We start from the raw sequence: 15142 nt of genomic DNA on the forward strand, positions 1-15142 counted from the left end.
ACTCTCTGGTAGAAAGGTTCTAAGTGACTTGTCTCTATGCATTATTATAGCATGATTGCGAGATTTTTCAAGGATTTTGTGAAAGTTTTTTGTTTTTCAAATTTTGCACTAGATACTTGATAGTGATACCGATAGCCATACCCGCGAGGGCAAAGATTTCATAGGCTAGGAAGTAGAGAAGGATAAATTCTCCGAAAGTAATGATGGTAAAGCAAAAGAGCAAGCCAACTCCAATTAACCACCAAACTGAGAACTTGAAACGATAAGAGTAGAATAGTGATACTATGAAAGTCACCAGTGGAGAGAAGATAATAACGTTGCCGATGGTGAGCTCCTTCAAGATATAGTTTTTAGTAATACTCCATAATAACAGCTCATAAAGTGGCCAATAAAAGAAAAATATGACCAGATAGTAGGGGAGATATTGCGAGAATTTACGCATGGTAATCACCTCTCTTTTCAAGATGTCAACTTAGATATCCTTCCTATAACTATTATAGCACTTTTGCGGTAAGAATAGTAAATCAGTTGACAAAGAACTTAGTTCTTGGTAGAATAAGAAATGTCGTAAAGACAAATAACTTCTTCTTGGTTACAGGCATGCCAACCTGTCACTCGGATGAAGCCAAATAAAAAGGAGAAACATCATGGCAATCTCAAAAGAGAAAAAAAATGAAATCATTGCACAATATGCACGTCACGAAGGTGATACAGGTTCAGTAGAGGTTCAAGTTGCTGTCCTTACTTGGGAAATCAACCACCTTAACGAACACATCAAACAACACAAAAAAGACCACGCTACATACCGTGGATTGATGAAGAAAATCGGTCGCCGTCGTAACTTGCTTGCATACTTGCGTAAAAACGACGTTAACCGTTACCGTGAGTTGATCAACTCTCTTGGACTTCGTCGCTAATTCAAGATACAAAGTCCGTCAAAAGCACAAAGCAAAAATAGGAAAATTGACGAAGAAACTTCAGTTTCTAGGAGATTTTATCTTTTTTGCCAAGTGCTTAGGCCGTGTTCAATTGAGCACATCTTGAAAATAAGGCTACTCTAGTTGAGTAGCTTTTTGTTTTTGTCACCTTATCTCGATATACTCAAGTATAATCTTCGGTTACGGTTCCTAGCACTGTAAGGTAAAATAAACCAGAATGATCTCCCTCCGGGGAGATTTTTTGTTTCACTAACATTTTTGTACAATCTTTGGCTTGCCGTCTAGTCTATAAACGTTTTAGCCCTAGCTCAAAAAAGCTCTCTAGATTCAGAGGGCTTTTTATTTTTTGCCAAGTGCTAAGGTCGTGTTCAATTGAGCATATCTTGAAATAAGGCTACTCGATTGGGTAGTCTTTTTGTTTTTCTGTATTTTAGCCCAAGATCAAATCAGCCCTCTGACTTCAGAGGGCTTTTTACTTTTTGCCAAATTTTTCTAGTCTTGTTCCTGATTTAGAAATGTGGTATACTAATTATGAAAATTGTCTAAATTTTTAATTTTTGTTAAAGGAGGGTTTCATGCTTTCCAAATTTTCTGGAAGCCATCAAAACCTGAGATATTGTTTTTTACTAGCTATCCTGTTAGGAGCTTTGGGGATTTCTCTGTTTCTGGCAGTTTCTATGGGGTCTGTTCAAATTAGTTTGAGTGATACCTATCGGATAATTTTGAGTCAGTTAGGGGCTCCTTTTGAGATAGGAGACATTTCAAAGTCTACGCTTGCTATTGTTTGGAATATGAGATTGCCACGGGTTTTTCTTGCTTTGATTGTGGGTGCAGGCCTTTCCATGTGTGGTAGTGTCATGCAGTCAACCGTCAACAATCCAATAGCAGAGCCCTATGTATTAGGAATTTCAGCTGGGGCAACCTTTGGAGCAACTTTGAGTATTATTCTTGGATTTAAAGTTATGATTGGTCTAGGATCTTTCCTCGGAGCGATTTTGGCGACAGTTGCAGTCCTTATCATTGCATCTATGCAGGGTAGGATGACAACTTCCAGTCTCATTTTATCAGGGACGGTAGTGAATGCCCTATTTTTGGCTTTTTCAAACTTTATTATCTCTATCGGGGCCAATGCTGATAGCGTTATGACTATCAAGTTTTGGACCATGGGTTCTTTAGCGGGAACCACATGGGCTCACTTAACCTTACCAACTATCATCGTGGGAATCGCCTTTTTATTTTTCTCTTCCCAATACCGTGTTTTCAATGCAATGATGATGGGAGATGAGGCGGCTTTGACCTTGGGAATTCCCTTGCGTTTTTACTGGTATCTCTATGTGACGATTGTAGCTGTGATGACAGCTATCTTGGTATCGACCTGTGGGATCATCGGTTTTGTCGGTTTGATTACACCACATTTGGCCCGAAGTTTGGTAGGGACAAATTACAAAAGGCTTTTCCCAATTGCAACCTTACTAGGCGCCCTCTTTGTCGTTTGGGCAGATGTCTTTGCTCGCGTTTTGATTCAAAATGCTGAACTACCGATTGGAATTTTCACGGCCCTAGTAGGTGCACCTTTCTTTATCTACATGGTTGCAGGTAGACGAAGGGAGGTGAGAGTCTGATATGGACTTAATGTGCCAGGATATTCACTTTGGAATCGGAGAAAAAAAGATTCTCAAAGGAGTCTCACTTAAACTTGAGGGAAACCAATTTCATACTATTTTGGGACCAAATGGAAGTGGAAAGACCAGTTTGCTGAAACTCTTTTATCGACAGGAAAAGCCGAATCAGGGCTTGATTTCTTTAGATGGGAAGCCTCTAGACCAAATGAGCGTCAAAGAAACGGCAAAGCAGATGGCAGTTATCACGCAGTTTAATCAACTTCAGTTTGATTGTACGGTTGAGGAGATTGTCATGCTGGGTAGAACACCCCATCTCTCTTTCTTGCAAAAGGAAAAAGACAGAGACTTTGCTTTGGTTGAGGATGCTCTAGTCAAGGTAGATCTGCTCGAAAAGAGAAATCGACTCTACTCTTCTTTGTCAGGAGGAGAGAAGCAGCGGGTTCTGTTAGCACGTGCCTTGGCCCAAGAGCCGACCCTCTTGCTCTTAGATGAACCGACCAATCATTTGGATATCAAGTATCAGCTAGACTTATTGACCATTGTCAAAAATCTTCAGATCAATGTGCTAGCTGTCTTGCATGATATTCAACTAGCTTGTCGCTATTCAGACTATCTCTATCTAATGAAAGAAGGGGAGATTGTTTACCAAGGTACTCCAAAAGAGACCATCATACCCGAGTCATTGCAGGCTGTCTATGGTGTCCAAAGTGAGGTTATTTGGACGGAAGACCAGCAAGCCATGATTCACTATTTATAAGATTTAAAGGAAATTAACATGAAAAAATCACTTAGTATTTTACTTGTAACAGTAGCTACCTTATCTTTGGCAGCTTGTGGTAACGCATCTAAAGAAACAGCACCGGCACCGGCTACAACAGAAGCTAGTCAAAAAGCTAATACAGAAACCAGCTATCCTGTAACTATCAAAACTTATGATGCTAAAGGAAACGAAGTCGAACAAGTCTTTGAAAAGGCACCTGAAAAGGTCATCACCAACAACCTCTCAACAACTGAAATCCTACTTGAACTCGGTTTGCAAGATAAAATTGCTGGCATGCTCAATCCTGATAATGCTGTAACTGGTAAATACAAGGATGCTATTGAAGCCATCCCTCACATTGGCGATAAAAAATCTGTCTCACAAGAAACAGTTCTTTCTTATGAACCAGATGCCTTGATGGGACGCAACATGATGTTTTCTGAAAAGTCAATGGGAACCATTAGTGCTTGGAATGAAAATAAAATCCCTGTTTATACGCAAAAAGCTTCACTTTCAACTATCCAACAAGATTTAGGAAATATCGTAGAAGATGTGAAGAATCTTGGTACCATTTTCAATGTCCAAGACAAGGCTAACCAATATGCCGAGCAATTACAAGCTAAAATCGATGCGGTTAAAAAAGCCAACCCAGAAACACAGGGTGAAAAGAAAAAAGCTCTGATTATGGTGGCCTACAATGACGAAACCTTTGGTGCCTACAAGTCAGCCCTTCAAGAAAGTTTGCTCAACCAACTTGGTTATACCAATGTTGCAACAGGAACTTCTGGTTTGACCTTGGAAAATCTAGTATCAATGGATCCAGAGTTGATTATCTATGTAACGAGCGACCGTAATCAAAAGTTAGATGAAAAAGCAGTGGATTTGATGAAGGCAAATACTGTTTTGGAAAATGTCCCAGCAATCAAAAATCAAAAAATCATGACCATCTCTTACGATGAGTTGATGGATTACGGTCCTGCAGTGATTGATTCCCTTGAGAAAATCAATGACTTTATCAAGCAATAAGGAGTTTAACTGGGAAGGGATTCAAGTGAGGATCAGTCTTCCTTCAAACTATGATCCTCAACAAGCCTACCCAATGATTCTTTTAAATGATGGGCAATTGGACTATTTGTCAGACCTATCCCAATCTGTAATTTTGGTGGGTTTGATCCCAGAAAATCGCCTAGATGACTTTACACCTTGGCAGTCTGATGCTTTGAAAGAAGGGGCACCAGACTTTGGTGGGAAGGTAGAAGCCTATCATGAGAAGCTCTTTCAAGGAATTCTAAAAAGTCTAAAAAAAGACTACTTGATAGATGAAAAAAGGATTGCTTATGGTGGTTATTCACTGGGTGGTCTTGCTGCTATCTATAGTCTCTATAGTAATTATCTTCCTGTGACCTGTATCTTTTCTGTCTGTGGTTCTTTCTGGTATCCAGACTTTACAGAATTTTGTAGGGAACATGAGCTGATACAGAGTCAAAGTCTGATTTATCTGCAAAATGGTCAGATAGAAGGTGCCAATCATTCCAATCGTCTGTCTAAGGCTCCGATGTTTGCAAGGGAACTACATAATCTGATTTCAGAAGCAGTTCCCTCAACATATTCTACATTTGATGCTTATGGGCATCATGAAGCTCTTAACGAACGCTATCATCATTTTTGTGATTGGCTGAGAGAAGAGTGGAAGCTCAAGTAACCTCTTATAACACTCCTTGTTCATGGTAACTAGGAGTGTTTCTCTTGTATGCTTGTCCTTGGAATTTTCAATCGATTACCCTTGACGGAAATCCCTCACTGTAATAAACTAAATTATGGTATAATGAGAAGATAGATAGAATCGAGGAAATTATGTCATTTACACAATTTAAATTTAAAAATTATATAGAAAAAGCCTTGGAGGAGTTGAAGTTTACGACTCCTACCGAGGTGCAGGAAAAGTTGATTCCTATTGTCTTGGCAGGTCGTGACTTGGTTGGTGAATCAAAAACAGGTTCAGGGAAGACTCATACTTTCTTGTTACCGATTTTCCAACAGTTGGATGAAGAGAGCGATAGCGTGCAGGCAGTTATTACAGCTCCAAGTCGTGAATTAGCGACTCAGATTTACCAAGCTGCTCGTCAGATCGCATCACATTCAGATGTTGAGATTCGTGTTGTGAACTATGTTGGTGGTACAGACAAGGCGCGTCAGATTGACAAATTAGCAAGTAATCAACCACATATCGTAATCGGAACTCCAGGTCGTATTTATGACTTGGTCAAGTCTGGTGACCTAGCCATTCACAAAGCTAAGACCTTTGTAGTCGATGAAGCTGACATGACCTTGGATATGGGATTCTTGGAAACAGTTGATAAGATTGCAGGAAGTCTTCCGAAAGACTTGCAGTTTATGGTCTTTTCAGCAACCATTCCACAAAAACTACAACCATTTTTGAAGAAATACTTGTCAAATCCTGTCATGGAGAAAATCAAGACCAAGACAGTTATCTCTGATACCATTGACAACTGGTTGATTTCGACCAAGGGTCGTGACAAGAATGCTCAGATTTATGAGTTGACTCAAGTCATGCAGCCGTATCTCGCCATGATTTTTGTCAATACAAAAACTCGTGCGGATGAATTGCACAGCTACCTAACGGCTCAAAGCTTGAAGGTGGCTAAGATTCATGGAGACATTGCTCCTCGTGAACGCAAACGAATCATGAATCAGGTGAAAAATCTTGATTTTGAGTATATCGTAGCGACTGACTTGGCTGCGCGTGGGATTGATATTGAAGGTGTCAGCCATGTCATCAATGATGCTATTCCGCAAGACTTGTCCTTCTTTGTTCACCGTGTTGGACGAACTGGACGTAATGGTCTACCAGGTACAGCCATCACCCTTTATCAGCCAAGCGATGACTCTGATATTCGTGAGTTGGAGAAATTAGGAATTAAGTTTGTACCTAAGGTTGTTAAAGATGGAGAGTTCCAAGACACTTATGACCGTGACCGTCGTGCCAATCGTGAAAAGAAGCAGGAAAAACTGGATATCGAAATGATTGGTCTGGTTAAAAAGAAAAAGAAAAAAGTCAAACCAGGCTATAAGAAGAAAATCCAGTGGGCTGTCGATGAAAAACGCCGTAAGACCAAACGTGCAGAAAGTCGTGCCCGTGGACGTGCAGAACGTAAGGCTAAACGTCAAACATTTTAAAAATGAAACAGTAGAACCAGAAGGTTTTACTGTTTTTTTAGAATAATTTAGAAGTATTATATCAGCAGATGTGGAGGCTATGATGAATTCTTCAGTCTACTGAATGAAGTTATCCTAAAATGAAATAAACACACTGGGACGAGTATCTCAGTGTGTTTTTGTGGTAAAATATAATAGATTAATAAATGAAAAGTACATATTTTTAGAAATATCAATCAATAAGAAGAAAGGTTGCTTTATGGCGATAGATATTAGTGAAGAACAGTTGGCTATGGAGTCTGCTGACTTATTAAAAATTCTTTTAAAAGATCGAACGACAAAGAAAAATATTGTTTTATAAAGATGTTTTAAAACTATGGTGATTAAAAATGAGAAAAATAATTTTTATTGGACAAAGCGGTGATGAAGCCGTCTACTATAACACTAGAACAAAAGAGGCTCTGGTAGCCAAAAAGAGTGCCTTATTAAATACGGAAGGGGCTAGGAAGAGCAATAATGCTATTATTCCTTTGATGTTGGTTTTTATTTTCTTAGGTTTGATAGGGGGAATGGTAGCTATACCAGCTTTTTCCGGTTTTAGATACAGTAGCTGGATGGTTCCGCCTTATATCGCTGCCCAGTTCTTTATTTGCTTTGGCTTTATATGGATGATGGAAGAAGCCTTGTATAAAGAAGTGAAGCAGGTTCAGGGGGCAAGTTCTCAACAGTTTGCGAAAGCTGTTGATTCAAATCTGTTTTGGGAAAATTTTAGCAAGAAAAAAGCGACGTTTGGGAAAATGTTTATTTTTATGATTGTCATGTTATTAGTTTTTATGACTACTATAGTAATATTTGCTGCTGCCATTCCGAGCATTATTGATTCATTCAATAAGCAGGAACCATTTGATATACAAATCTTTTTCTCGCTTTTGGCAGCCCTGTTTCCTGGCTTGTTGTATCTTTTCTTATTCCAAAACAACCCCATCCGCTGGTTGTTAGCCGTGCGGAAGTATGAACAAGGGAAAGTGATATTTGCAGAAGACAAGGAGAAGAAACATGAGTGAAACACTATTACCATTGGGAACAGTGGTTAAACTAAAAAATCAAACAGAACTAATCATTATTGGCAGATGCAGAATTGATAGAAGAGGACAATCCGAAGAGCGCTTTAAAAGAGCTGAGAGAAAAAAATCCTGTTGCCTATGATTTTTATAATAGTTTAACTACAGACAATGGTAAAGGAAGCAATGATTTGATCACAGAAGGAGCAAACTAATATGAAAAAAATTATCCTAAGTCTTTGCACCCTCCTTGTAGCAGGTCTCTCTGTCTTTGGTTTTTTGAGATATCGAGACTATGACTCACTTAAAAACCCAATTGATGAAATCTATTATGCGAGTGTTCATTATAAAAATATTCTGGGATTACCAGATATGAGTAAGATTATAAGAAGTAATACGGCATATGTAGGTGAACCGGCTTGGATAAACTATCGTCGTGCCAAACCTAGGTTGGCAGATGATGAAGATTTGCAGCTATATATTAATTCCGATGGCCTGCTTGCTGTTCTGTATAGTAAAAAGTTATCAGGAGAAACTTATCTCAACATTGACTATGTATATGAGGACGGCTTCGTTAAACAAAATGTTTCCATTGCTTTCTCCAAAGTTTCAGATTTTACTGTTCAAGCGTTAATTGACCAGTCTAAAAAAAGGGGATATGATGAAACTGCTAGTGAAATATATCGCTTTAATGGAATGGAAGAACCTCCGCGTAAGAGTCTAGTGTCAAAAGATGAGATTTTGGACTATCTGAAGGATTACGATATTGATCAGGCTTGGTTGGCAGAAAAATCTGATCAAATTCTCTACACCTATTTTCTAGATATCTGGTTTAAAGAGGGAAGTCAGCGCTATTCCAAAGAAAATATGGGGAATTTGAAAGTCAAGTACTCTGAAACAATAGGGAAAGAGTAATACTTGAGGTTCTTTATAATATAGTTTTTAAAGGATTTGAGCTATTTCATTTCAAAGCAACTGATGAAAATCAAAAAATTGGGAAAAATTAACGAAGAAACATCCAGACCAAATGCAGAGAAAGCTTACAAAAATGGTGAGATTGATGATAAGACTTTCCAATCAATTAAATCAGGAATTATTAATTTCGGGGCATCATATGTCAAAGAGCTTCTTCAAACTAAACTAACAGATAAAGCAGTTGAAGCCTTCACTAAATCCGCAATAGAATGGTTCACCCATAATATAAATGCAACTCAAATTGGGCGTTCAGCAGCTTTAGTCGGTGGAGGTACGGTAACAATTGCAACTGATTTTAATCCTATATGGGCGCAGCTAGCTAGAGGTGCCGTTAAAAATGGAGTAAAATACGGCATTCCAATTGTTGGTGCCTTGGTTGATTTTGGTATGCAAAAAGCTAGCGGTGAGAGCACAGGCGATGCCTTGATTAAAACAGGAGCACATGTTGGAATTGCAGCAGGTGTAGGCATGATGGTTGGAGGACCAATAGGTTTTGGTGTTGGAGTGTTAGCGACAATGGCGTTTGATTACATTTATGATAATTATAAAGATGATGTTATTGATGTAGGTAAAAACGCTGTAAATGCTGTATCAGGTGCTGTAGACAAAGTGGGTGATGCTATCTCAGGTTTCGGAAAAACATTGGGGAGCGTGTTTGGTTGATGAATAATTTAATGTCATGATAAATTATCATCTTGTTTATTAAAAATGGAGGAAGCTTCCTGTTATTGAAAGGAAAATCTTAAATGGCTAAATATATTAACTTGGGCTGGCTAGCTGAGCGCGCTATTTATATAGACGGCAAGGATTACCAGTTTTATACATCTGATATTAAGAAAAATTCCAACGGTATACTTCTATTTGCTCCTGTAACAGGAACAGTATTGGGAGGGATAATTTCTGCTATTAGTTTATTACTAGGAGAAACAAGTGCTGGTTTTCGTTGGATTATCTTATTCATCTGCTGTATGACAGCCTTTATCGCTTCTATCATGGGTGTGAGATTACTATGGCGTAAGGGGAACTTATCTCCTTATCAACCGACTGCCTATCAAGTTAGAGAGTTATTGGAAAAAGGCAAACCTCAAAGAATAGGACAGCCAATCATTATAGGGATTATGACTAGCACAATTATATTCCTTTCTTTTGATTACCTTATTTCTGGAAATATTAGGCCTCTTATTATTTCTATGTTTTCACTCAGCGTAACACTTCTTGTCGTTTGGGATAATTCTCCTTTAAAACGCCGAAAAATTATCAAACAATTAGAAGAGGAGTATGCCTAATGTGTCTAAATTTACCATACTATCTAAGGTTTAGGGAAAATATTAAGGCGTGTTGTTAGATGATTTTAAAAAAGAAAGATATACTTGTACAATTAGGACAGTATCAGAAAGGCCAAATACTCTTTTATAATAAAAAGACAAAATCCTTGTTAGCCATGGATGAAAAGGCCTCTTATCGTTCGATGAGCCAATTAACTCTTGCCAATAGTTACGTGGTTGGATATGCTATTTTAGCATTTATCAGTGGACTTTTCACCCTACAAAATGTTTTTTTTAAATTGCTTCTATTGTTACTCTGTCAATGCGTCATGAGCTATTACGCTTACAAACTGCAAAACTTACAAATGAAAGAAGCTACTTTTTACGCTGTTGATATTACTAAATTTGACACTCATGCTTTTACAAAGTGGTTTGCAAAAGCAAGGCAGTTGATATTCTGGTTGCTCCTAGGCGGAGGACTGTGTTATATCTTGTCTGCAATTGCTTTTTATCTCTGGGGAGATGTTAGAATACTAGCGATTTTTGCCTGCGCTTCCTTTGTTGAGACTATTATCATTTATAATGGTATGGCAGGGAATGTTTTTCTGAAGGTTAACGATTTTTACACGAAAAAGAGAAACAACTAATAGAAAAATAAAATTTAATATAAAAAATCCCATCAGAAATATTTCTGGTGGGGTTTTTGGTGGGGAACCAATCAATTTTGATTGATTTTTAACCTTTTATAATAACTGAAAATGCTGTTAAATCAACCATTTCACTTCAAATCATGTTTATAAATCATTCCCATTCAACAGTTGCAGGTGGTTTACTTGTAATATCGTAGACGATGCGGTTAACGTGATCAACTTCATTTACGATACGGACAGAGATTTTTTGGAGTACTTCCCATGGAATCTTCGCAAAGTCAGCTGTCATTCCATCGATAGAAGTGATCGCACGGATAGCGATGGTATAGTCATAAGTACGACCGTCTCCCATAACACCTACTGAACGAACGCCAGTGTTAACAGTAAAATATTGCCAGATGTCGCGGTCAAGACCAGCTTTAGCGATTTCTTCACGAAGGATAGCATCTGATTCGCGGACTGTTTCAAGTTTTTCTTCAGTGATTTCACCCATGACACGGATAGCAAGTCCTGGTCCTGGGAATGGTTGGCGCCATACGATGTGATCTGGCATACCAAGTTCAGTACCAAGGGCACGAACTTCATCTTTGTAAAGAGTGTTAAGGGGTTCGATGAGTTCAAACTGCATGTCTTCTGGAAGACCACCCACATTGTGGTGAGACTTGATGGTTTGAGCAGTATCTGTACCAGACTCGATAACGTCTGTATAAAGAGTTCCTTGAGCAAGGAATTTCACATCTTTAAGTTTGCTTGCTTCATCATCAAAGACATAGACAAACTCGTTACCGATAATCTTACGTTTCTGTTCAGGATCAGAAACACCTGCCAATTTATCCAAGAAACGTTTGGCAGCATCTGCTTTGACAATGTTCAAACCAAACTTACCACCAAGCATATCCATAACTTGGTCAGCTTCACCTTTACGGAGAAGACCGTGGTCTACAAAGATACAGATCAATTGATCGCCGATGGCTTTTTGGAGGAGAACCCCAACAACAGAAGAGTCAACACCACCAGAAAGTCCGAGGAGGACACGTTTGTCTCCAACCTTTTCACGGATTTGTTTGATTTGCATCTCGATAAAGTTATCCATCGTCCAATCACCTTTGGCACCACAGATATTCAAGGCAAAGTTACGAAGGATATCATAACCGTGAACTGAGTGGCGAACTTCTGGGTGGAATTGGATACCGTAAATTTTCTTATCAGGGTTTTCAATAGATGCATAAGGACAGTCTGCAGAAGTTCCAGTACGAACAAAATCCGCAGGAATTTCTGTTACAGCATCTCCGTGGCTCATCAAAACAAGTTGTTCTTCTGGAGTTCCGGCAAAAAGAGCAGACTCAGTGTGAGTAAGAGTTGATTGTCCATATTCACGGTTACCAGCGTCACCTGCAGGAACAACCTTTCCTCCAAGCTTGTGAGTTAATAGCTGCATACCGTAGCAAATTCCCAAAATCGGAATACCGAGTTCGAAAATTTCAGAATCAATATCGAATGATCCTTCTTCGTAAACAGAGTTTGGGCCACCTGAAAGCACAATCCCGATAGGGTTGATAGCACGAACTTCGTCAGCCGAAATCTTGTGACTCTTTAGTTCTGAAAAGACACCAATCTCGCGAATTCGACGTGAGATAAGTTGGTTATACTGGCTTCCGTAATCCAGTACGATGATCTTTTCGACATCTTGCAAATCAGTTGAAATGTTGGTCATCTTTTCCCTTTCTTAAAAGAAATATCTTCTTGAATATTCTATCATAAATGAAACGTAATTACCAACTAAACAAGTGATGTTTGACTTTTACATATCAGATACGGTACAATGGAAAAAATAAAGAAAAGAAGTGAGCAAGCATGTTACCAGCTTATATGAAAATCCATGACCAAATCAAAAAAGACATCGATGAGGGACATTGGAAGATTGGAGAGAGACTTCCTAGCGAGCGAGATCTAGCTGAGGAATTTGCCGTTAGCCGCATGACCTTACGTCAAGCAATCTCTCTTTTGGTTGAAGAAGGGGTTTTGGAACGACGTATAGGTAGTGGGACCTTTGTTTCAAGCACACGTGTTCAGGAAAGAATGCGTGGAACAACTAGTTTTACGGAGATTGTTAAAGCTCAAGGGAAAACTCCGTCTAGTCACTTGATTTCTTATCGTCGAACCATTCCAAATGAGCAAGAAGTGGCTAAACTTGGTTTACTGCCAACTGATAACATCATTCGTATGGAGCGTGTTCGTTATGCGGATAAGGTTCCTGTTGTCTATGAAGTGGCGTCGATTCCTGAGAAATTTATCAAAAATTTCAAAAAAGAAGAAGTAACCAAGCACTTCTTTCAAACCTTGCAAGAGCATGGTTATCGAATTGGTAAATCTCACCAGACCATATACGCACGTTTAGCAAAAGAAAAGATAGCTCATTACCTAGAAGTTGAAAAAGGGCATGCTATTTTAGGTTTGACTCAGGTTTCTTACTTTGATGACGGAACGGCTTTTGAGTATGTAAAGAGCCAATACGTCGGAGAACGGTTTGAATTTTATTTAGAAAATAATTAGTTTATAACATCACTCTTAAAGTAGAAACTCATCTATTTTAAGAGTTTTTATTTGGTTATGATTAGAAAACACTTTCCTAGTAAGAAAAATAGCAATCATACGAGAATTTTTCAAAGTTTCGTGTTATAATAGTTAGGTTATATGGTCCCGATAAGGTGGTAGGTTTGATTGTAAATACTCTTCCTACCAGTACTTTGTAACTCTATAACGATTATTTTTTAAGGGGGGACATTTTTATGTCAGAACGTAAATTATTCACGTCTGAATCTGTATCTGAGGGGCATCCGGATAAGATTGCAGACCAAATTTCAGATGCTATTTTAGATGCTATTTTAGAGCAAGATCCAGAAGCACACGTGGCTGCTGAAACAGCTGTTTATACTGGTTCAGTCCATGTTTTCGGTGAAATTTCAACCAATGCTTATGTCGATATTAACCGAGTGGTTCGTGATACTATTGCAGAAATCGGTTATACCAATACAGAGTACGGTTTTTCTGCGGAGACGGTAGGAGTTCACCCATCATTGGTAGAACAATCACCAGATATCGCTCAAGGTGTCAATGAAGCCTTAGAAGTTCGTGGGAATGCGGATCAAGATCCACTAGACTTGATCGGTGCAGGTGACCAAGGTCTCATGTTTGGTTTTGCGGTGGATGAAACAGAAGAACTCATGCCACTTCCAATCTCACTCAGTCACAAGTTGGTTCGTCGTTTAGCAGAGCTTCGTAAGTCTGGGGAAATCAGCTATCTTCGTCCAGATGCGAAGTCTCAAGTCACTGTTGAGTATGATGAAAATGACCAACCAGTGCGCGTGGATACAGTTGTTATTTCAACCCAACACGATCCAGAAGTCAGCAATGAACAAATCCATGAAGATGTGATTAACAAGGTGATCAAGGAAGTGATTCCAGCTTCTTATCTAGATGCTGAGACTAAATTCTTTATCAATCCAACCGGTCGTTTCGTTATCGGTGGACCTCAAGGTGACTCAGGTTTGACTGGTCGTAAGATTATCGTAGATACCTATGGTGGTTACTCACGTCATGGTGGTGGTGCCTTCTCTGGTAAGGATGCGACTAAGGTTGACCGTTCCGCTTCTTATGCGGCTCGCTATATTGCAAAAAACATCGTGGCAGCAGGGCTTGCTAAGAAAGCAGAAGTGCAATTGGCATACGCGATCGGGGTAGCTCACCCTGTATCTGTTCGTATCGACACCTTCGGTACAGGAACAGTTGCTGAAAGCAAATTAGAAGCAGCAGCGCGTCAAATCTTTGACCTTCGCCCAGCAGGAATCATCCAAATGCTTGACCTCAAACGTCCAATCTACCGTCAAACAGCGGCTTATGGACATATGGGACGTACAGATATCGATCTTCCATGGGAACGTTTAGACAAGGTAGAAGCCTTGAAAGAAGCAGTGAAATAAAAAAGAAAAAGATTGGTGTAATGACCAATCTTTTTTAGTTTACAATTACTTATCCAGTATTTTTACAAAAGCCCAGTTTCCAATAGACTTTGTTCCATATTCCAACATCATCGAATCCAGTAATTCATACTTGTTTTTTTCATAGAAGCACACATTTTTCTCAGTGCTGGTGATTAAGCCCAAGCGTTTGCAACCTTTGGATTTAAGATAAGGTTCAACACCTTCTTGTAGAAAAACACTCCCGATTCCTTGGTTTTGGATTGAAGCGTTGACTCCTAACATCATCAAATACCAGTCAAAATTTCCCGATCTTTTTAAATGCTGTTCAGAACGTTCTACCAAATCTAGATACTTCAAGAGGTTCCGTGGTGTAATAAAACGGAAAAGCTTGATAATCCCATTTAATAAATAAGATAGAATAGAAAAATCCTTCTGTTGTAAAAGGGCGACTGCTAGGATTTCTCCGTCTCGTTCAGCGACTAGACAAGTCTCTCCCTTGATGTAGAGTCTGGTCAGAAGGCTATCCAATAATTCTAAGAATGCTGGATAATATTCTGGTTTCTTTAAATCATCTTTGATAAGAGTCATAAAAGGATAGTCCATAAAGGCACAAGCCAACACTTTCCCGATTTTTTGGTATTCATCTAGCTTGGCTTCTCTATATACTATTTCTTTCATTTCACACTCCTTCATAAAATCTCTCTAACTATTATA

The 15142-nt window shown here is 38.9% G+C and carries 17 protein-coding genes; 14 read left to right on the forward strand and 3 right to left on the reverse strand.

Going from position 1 to position 15142, the window contains the following annotated elements:
- Nucleotides 1–67: 67 nt before the first annotated feature.
- Complete coding sequence (locus HMPREF1481_RS02660) at nucleotides 68–442, reverse strand: hypothetical protein (protein WP_016465554.1); 375 nt, start codon at nucleotides 440–442, stop codon at nucleotides 68–70.
- A 205-nt stretch (nucleotides 443–647) separates the two neighbouring features.
- Here HMPREF1481_RS02660 and rpsO point away from each other — a divergent pair, with 205 nt between their 5' ends.
- The 12 genes from rpsO to HMPREF1481_RS02715 all read left to right on the forward strand — a co-directional run bounded on the left by rpsO (nucleotide 648) and on the right by HMPREF1481_RS02715 (nucleotide 10445).
- Nucleotides 648–917, forward strand: a complete 270-nt coding sequence (rpsO, locus tag HMPREF1481_RS02665) for a 30S ribosomal protein S15 (RefSeq protein WP_001018251.1) — start codon at nucleotides 648–650, stop codon at nucleotides 915–917.
- A 596-nt stretch (nucleotides 918–1513) separates the two neighbouring features.
- A complete protein-coding gene (locus HMPREF1481_RS02670; RefSeq protein WP_016465555.1) occupies nucleotides 1514–2560 on the forward strand; it encodes a FecCD family ABC transporter permease in 1047 nt (348 codons plus the stop codon).
- A 1-nt stretch (nucleotide 2561) separates the two neighbouring features.
- Nucleotides 2562–3317, forward strand: a complete 756-nt coding sequence (locus HMPREF1481_RS02675) for an ABC transporter ATP-binding protein (protein WP_016465556.1) — start codon at nucleotides 2562–2564, stop codon at nucleotides 3315–3317.
- 18 nt (nucleotides 3318–3335) lie between these two features.
- Nucleotides 3336–4346 (forward strand): ABC transporter substrate-binding protein, encoded by a 1011-nt coding sequence (locus HMPREF1481_RS02680; RefSeq protein WP_016465557.1) that lies wholly within the window; start codon nucleotides 3336–3338, stop codon nucleotides 4344–4346.
- Nucleotides 4327–5022: an alpha/beta hydrolase-fold protein gene (locus HMPREF1481_RS02685; RefSeq protein WP_016465558.1), complete on the forward strand. Its 696-nt coding sequence runs from the start codon at nucleotides 4327–4329 to the stop codon at nucleotides 5020–5022. Before HMPREF1481_RS02680 ends, HMPREF1481_RS02685 begins: the two co-directional genes overlap by 20 nt.
- A gap of 152 nt (nucleotides 5023–5174) precedes the next feature.
- Nucleotides 5175–6518, forward strand: a complete 1344-nt coding sequence (locus HMPREF1481_RS02690; protein ID WP_016465559.1) for a DEAD/DEAH box helicase — start codon at nucleotides 5175–5177, stop codon at nucleotides 6516–6518.
- 368 nt (nucleotides 6519–6886) lie between these two features.
- A complete protein-coding gene (locus tag HMPREF1481_RS02695; protein ID WP_016465561.1) occupies nucleotides 6887–7561 on the forward strand; it encodes a hypothetical protein in 675 nt (224 codons plus the stop codon).
- A gap of 59 nt (nucleotides 7562–7620) precedes the next feature.
- Complete coding sequence (locus HMPREF1481_RS10825; protein WP_156823315.1) at nucleotides 7621–7773, forward strand: hypothetical protein; 153 nt, start codon at nucleotides 7621–7623, stop codon at nucleotides 7771–7773.
- A 1-nt stretch (nucleotide 7774) separates the two neighbouring features.
- The gene (locus HMPREF1481_RS02700) at nucleotides 7775–8473 is read left to right on the forward strand and encodes a TipC family immunity protein (RefSeq protein ID WP_016465562.1); all 699 of its coding nucleotides are present in this window, start codon (nucleotides 7775–7777) and stop codon (nucleotides 8471–8473) included.
- 63 nt (nucleotides 8474–8536) lie between these two features.
- Nucleotides 8537–9196 carry a hypothetical protein gene (locus HMPREF1481_RS10890; RefSeq protein WP_016465563.1) on the forward strand — a complete coding sequence of 220 codons (660 nt, stop codon included), beginning with the start codon at nucleotides 8537–8539 and terminating at the stop codon, nucleotides 9194–9196.
- Between the two features lie 83 nt (nucleotides 9197–9279).
- Nucleotides 9280–9819, forward strand: a complete 540-nt coding sequence (locus HMPREF1481_RS02710; RefSeq protein ID WP_016465564.1) for a hypothetical protein — start codon at nucleotides 9280–9282, stop codon at nucleotides 9817–9819.
- A 59-nt stretch (nucleotides 9820–9878) separates the two neighbouring features.
- A complete protein-coding gene (locus HMPREF1481_RS02715) occupies nucleotides 9879–10445 on the forward strand; it encodes a hypothetical protein (RefSeq protein WP_016465565.1) in 567 nt (188 codons plus the stop codon).
- 154 nt (nucleotides 10446–10599) lie between these two features.
- Here the strand turns inward: HMPREF1481_RS02715 and guaA are convergent, their stop codons facing one another.
- On the reverse strand, nucleotides 10600–12162 hold the full coding sequence (gene guaA, locus HMPREF1481_RS02720) for a glutamine-hydrolyzing GMP synthase (protein ID WP_016465566.1): 1563 nt from the start codon (nucleotides 12160–12162) through the stop codon (nucleotides 10600–10602).
- 140 nt (nucleotides 12163–12302) lie between these two features.
- Between guaA and HMPREF1481_RS02725 the strand changes: the two genes are divergently transcribed.
- Nucleotides 12303–13001 (forward strand): GntR family transcriptional regulator, encoded by a 699-nt coding sequence (locus HMPREF1481_RS02725; protein WP_016465567.1) that lies wholly within the window; start codon nucleotides 12303–12305, stop codon nucleotides 12999–13001.
- 236 nt (nucleotides 13002–13237) lie between these two features.
- Nucleotides 13238–14428 carry a methionine adenosyltransferase gene (metK, locus tag HMPREF1481_RS02730; protein ID WP_016465568.1) on the forward strand — a complete coding sequence of 397 codons (1191 nt, stop codon included), beginning with the start codon at nucleotides 13238–13240 and terminating at the stop codon, nucleotides 14426–14428.
- 45 nt (nucleotides 14429–14473) lie between these two features.
- Here metK and HMPREF1481_RS02735 read toward each other — a convergent pair whose 3' ends face one another.
- The gene (locus HMPREF1481_RS02735) at nucleotides 14474–15106 is read right to left on the reverse strand and encodes a GNAT family N-acetyltransferase (RefSeq protein ID WP_016465569.1); all 633 of its coding nucleotides are present in this window, start codon (nucleotides 15104–15106) and stop codon (nucleotides 14474–14476) included.
- Between the last annotated feature and the right edge of the window lie 36 nt (nucleotides 15107–15142).

This window comes from Streptococcus sp. HPH0090, assembly GCF_000411475.1.
Taxonomy (GTDB): domain Bacteria; phylum Bacillota; class Bacilli; order Lactobacillales; family Streptococcaceae; genus Streptococcus.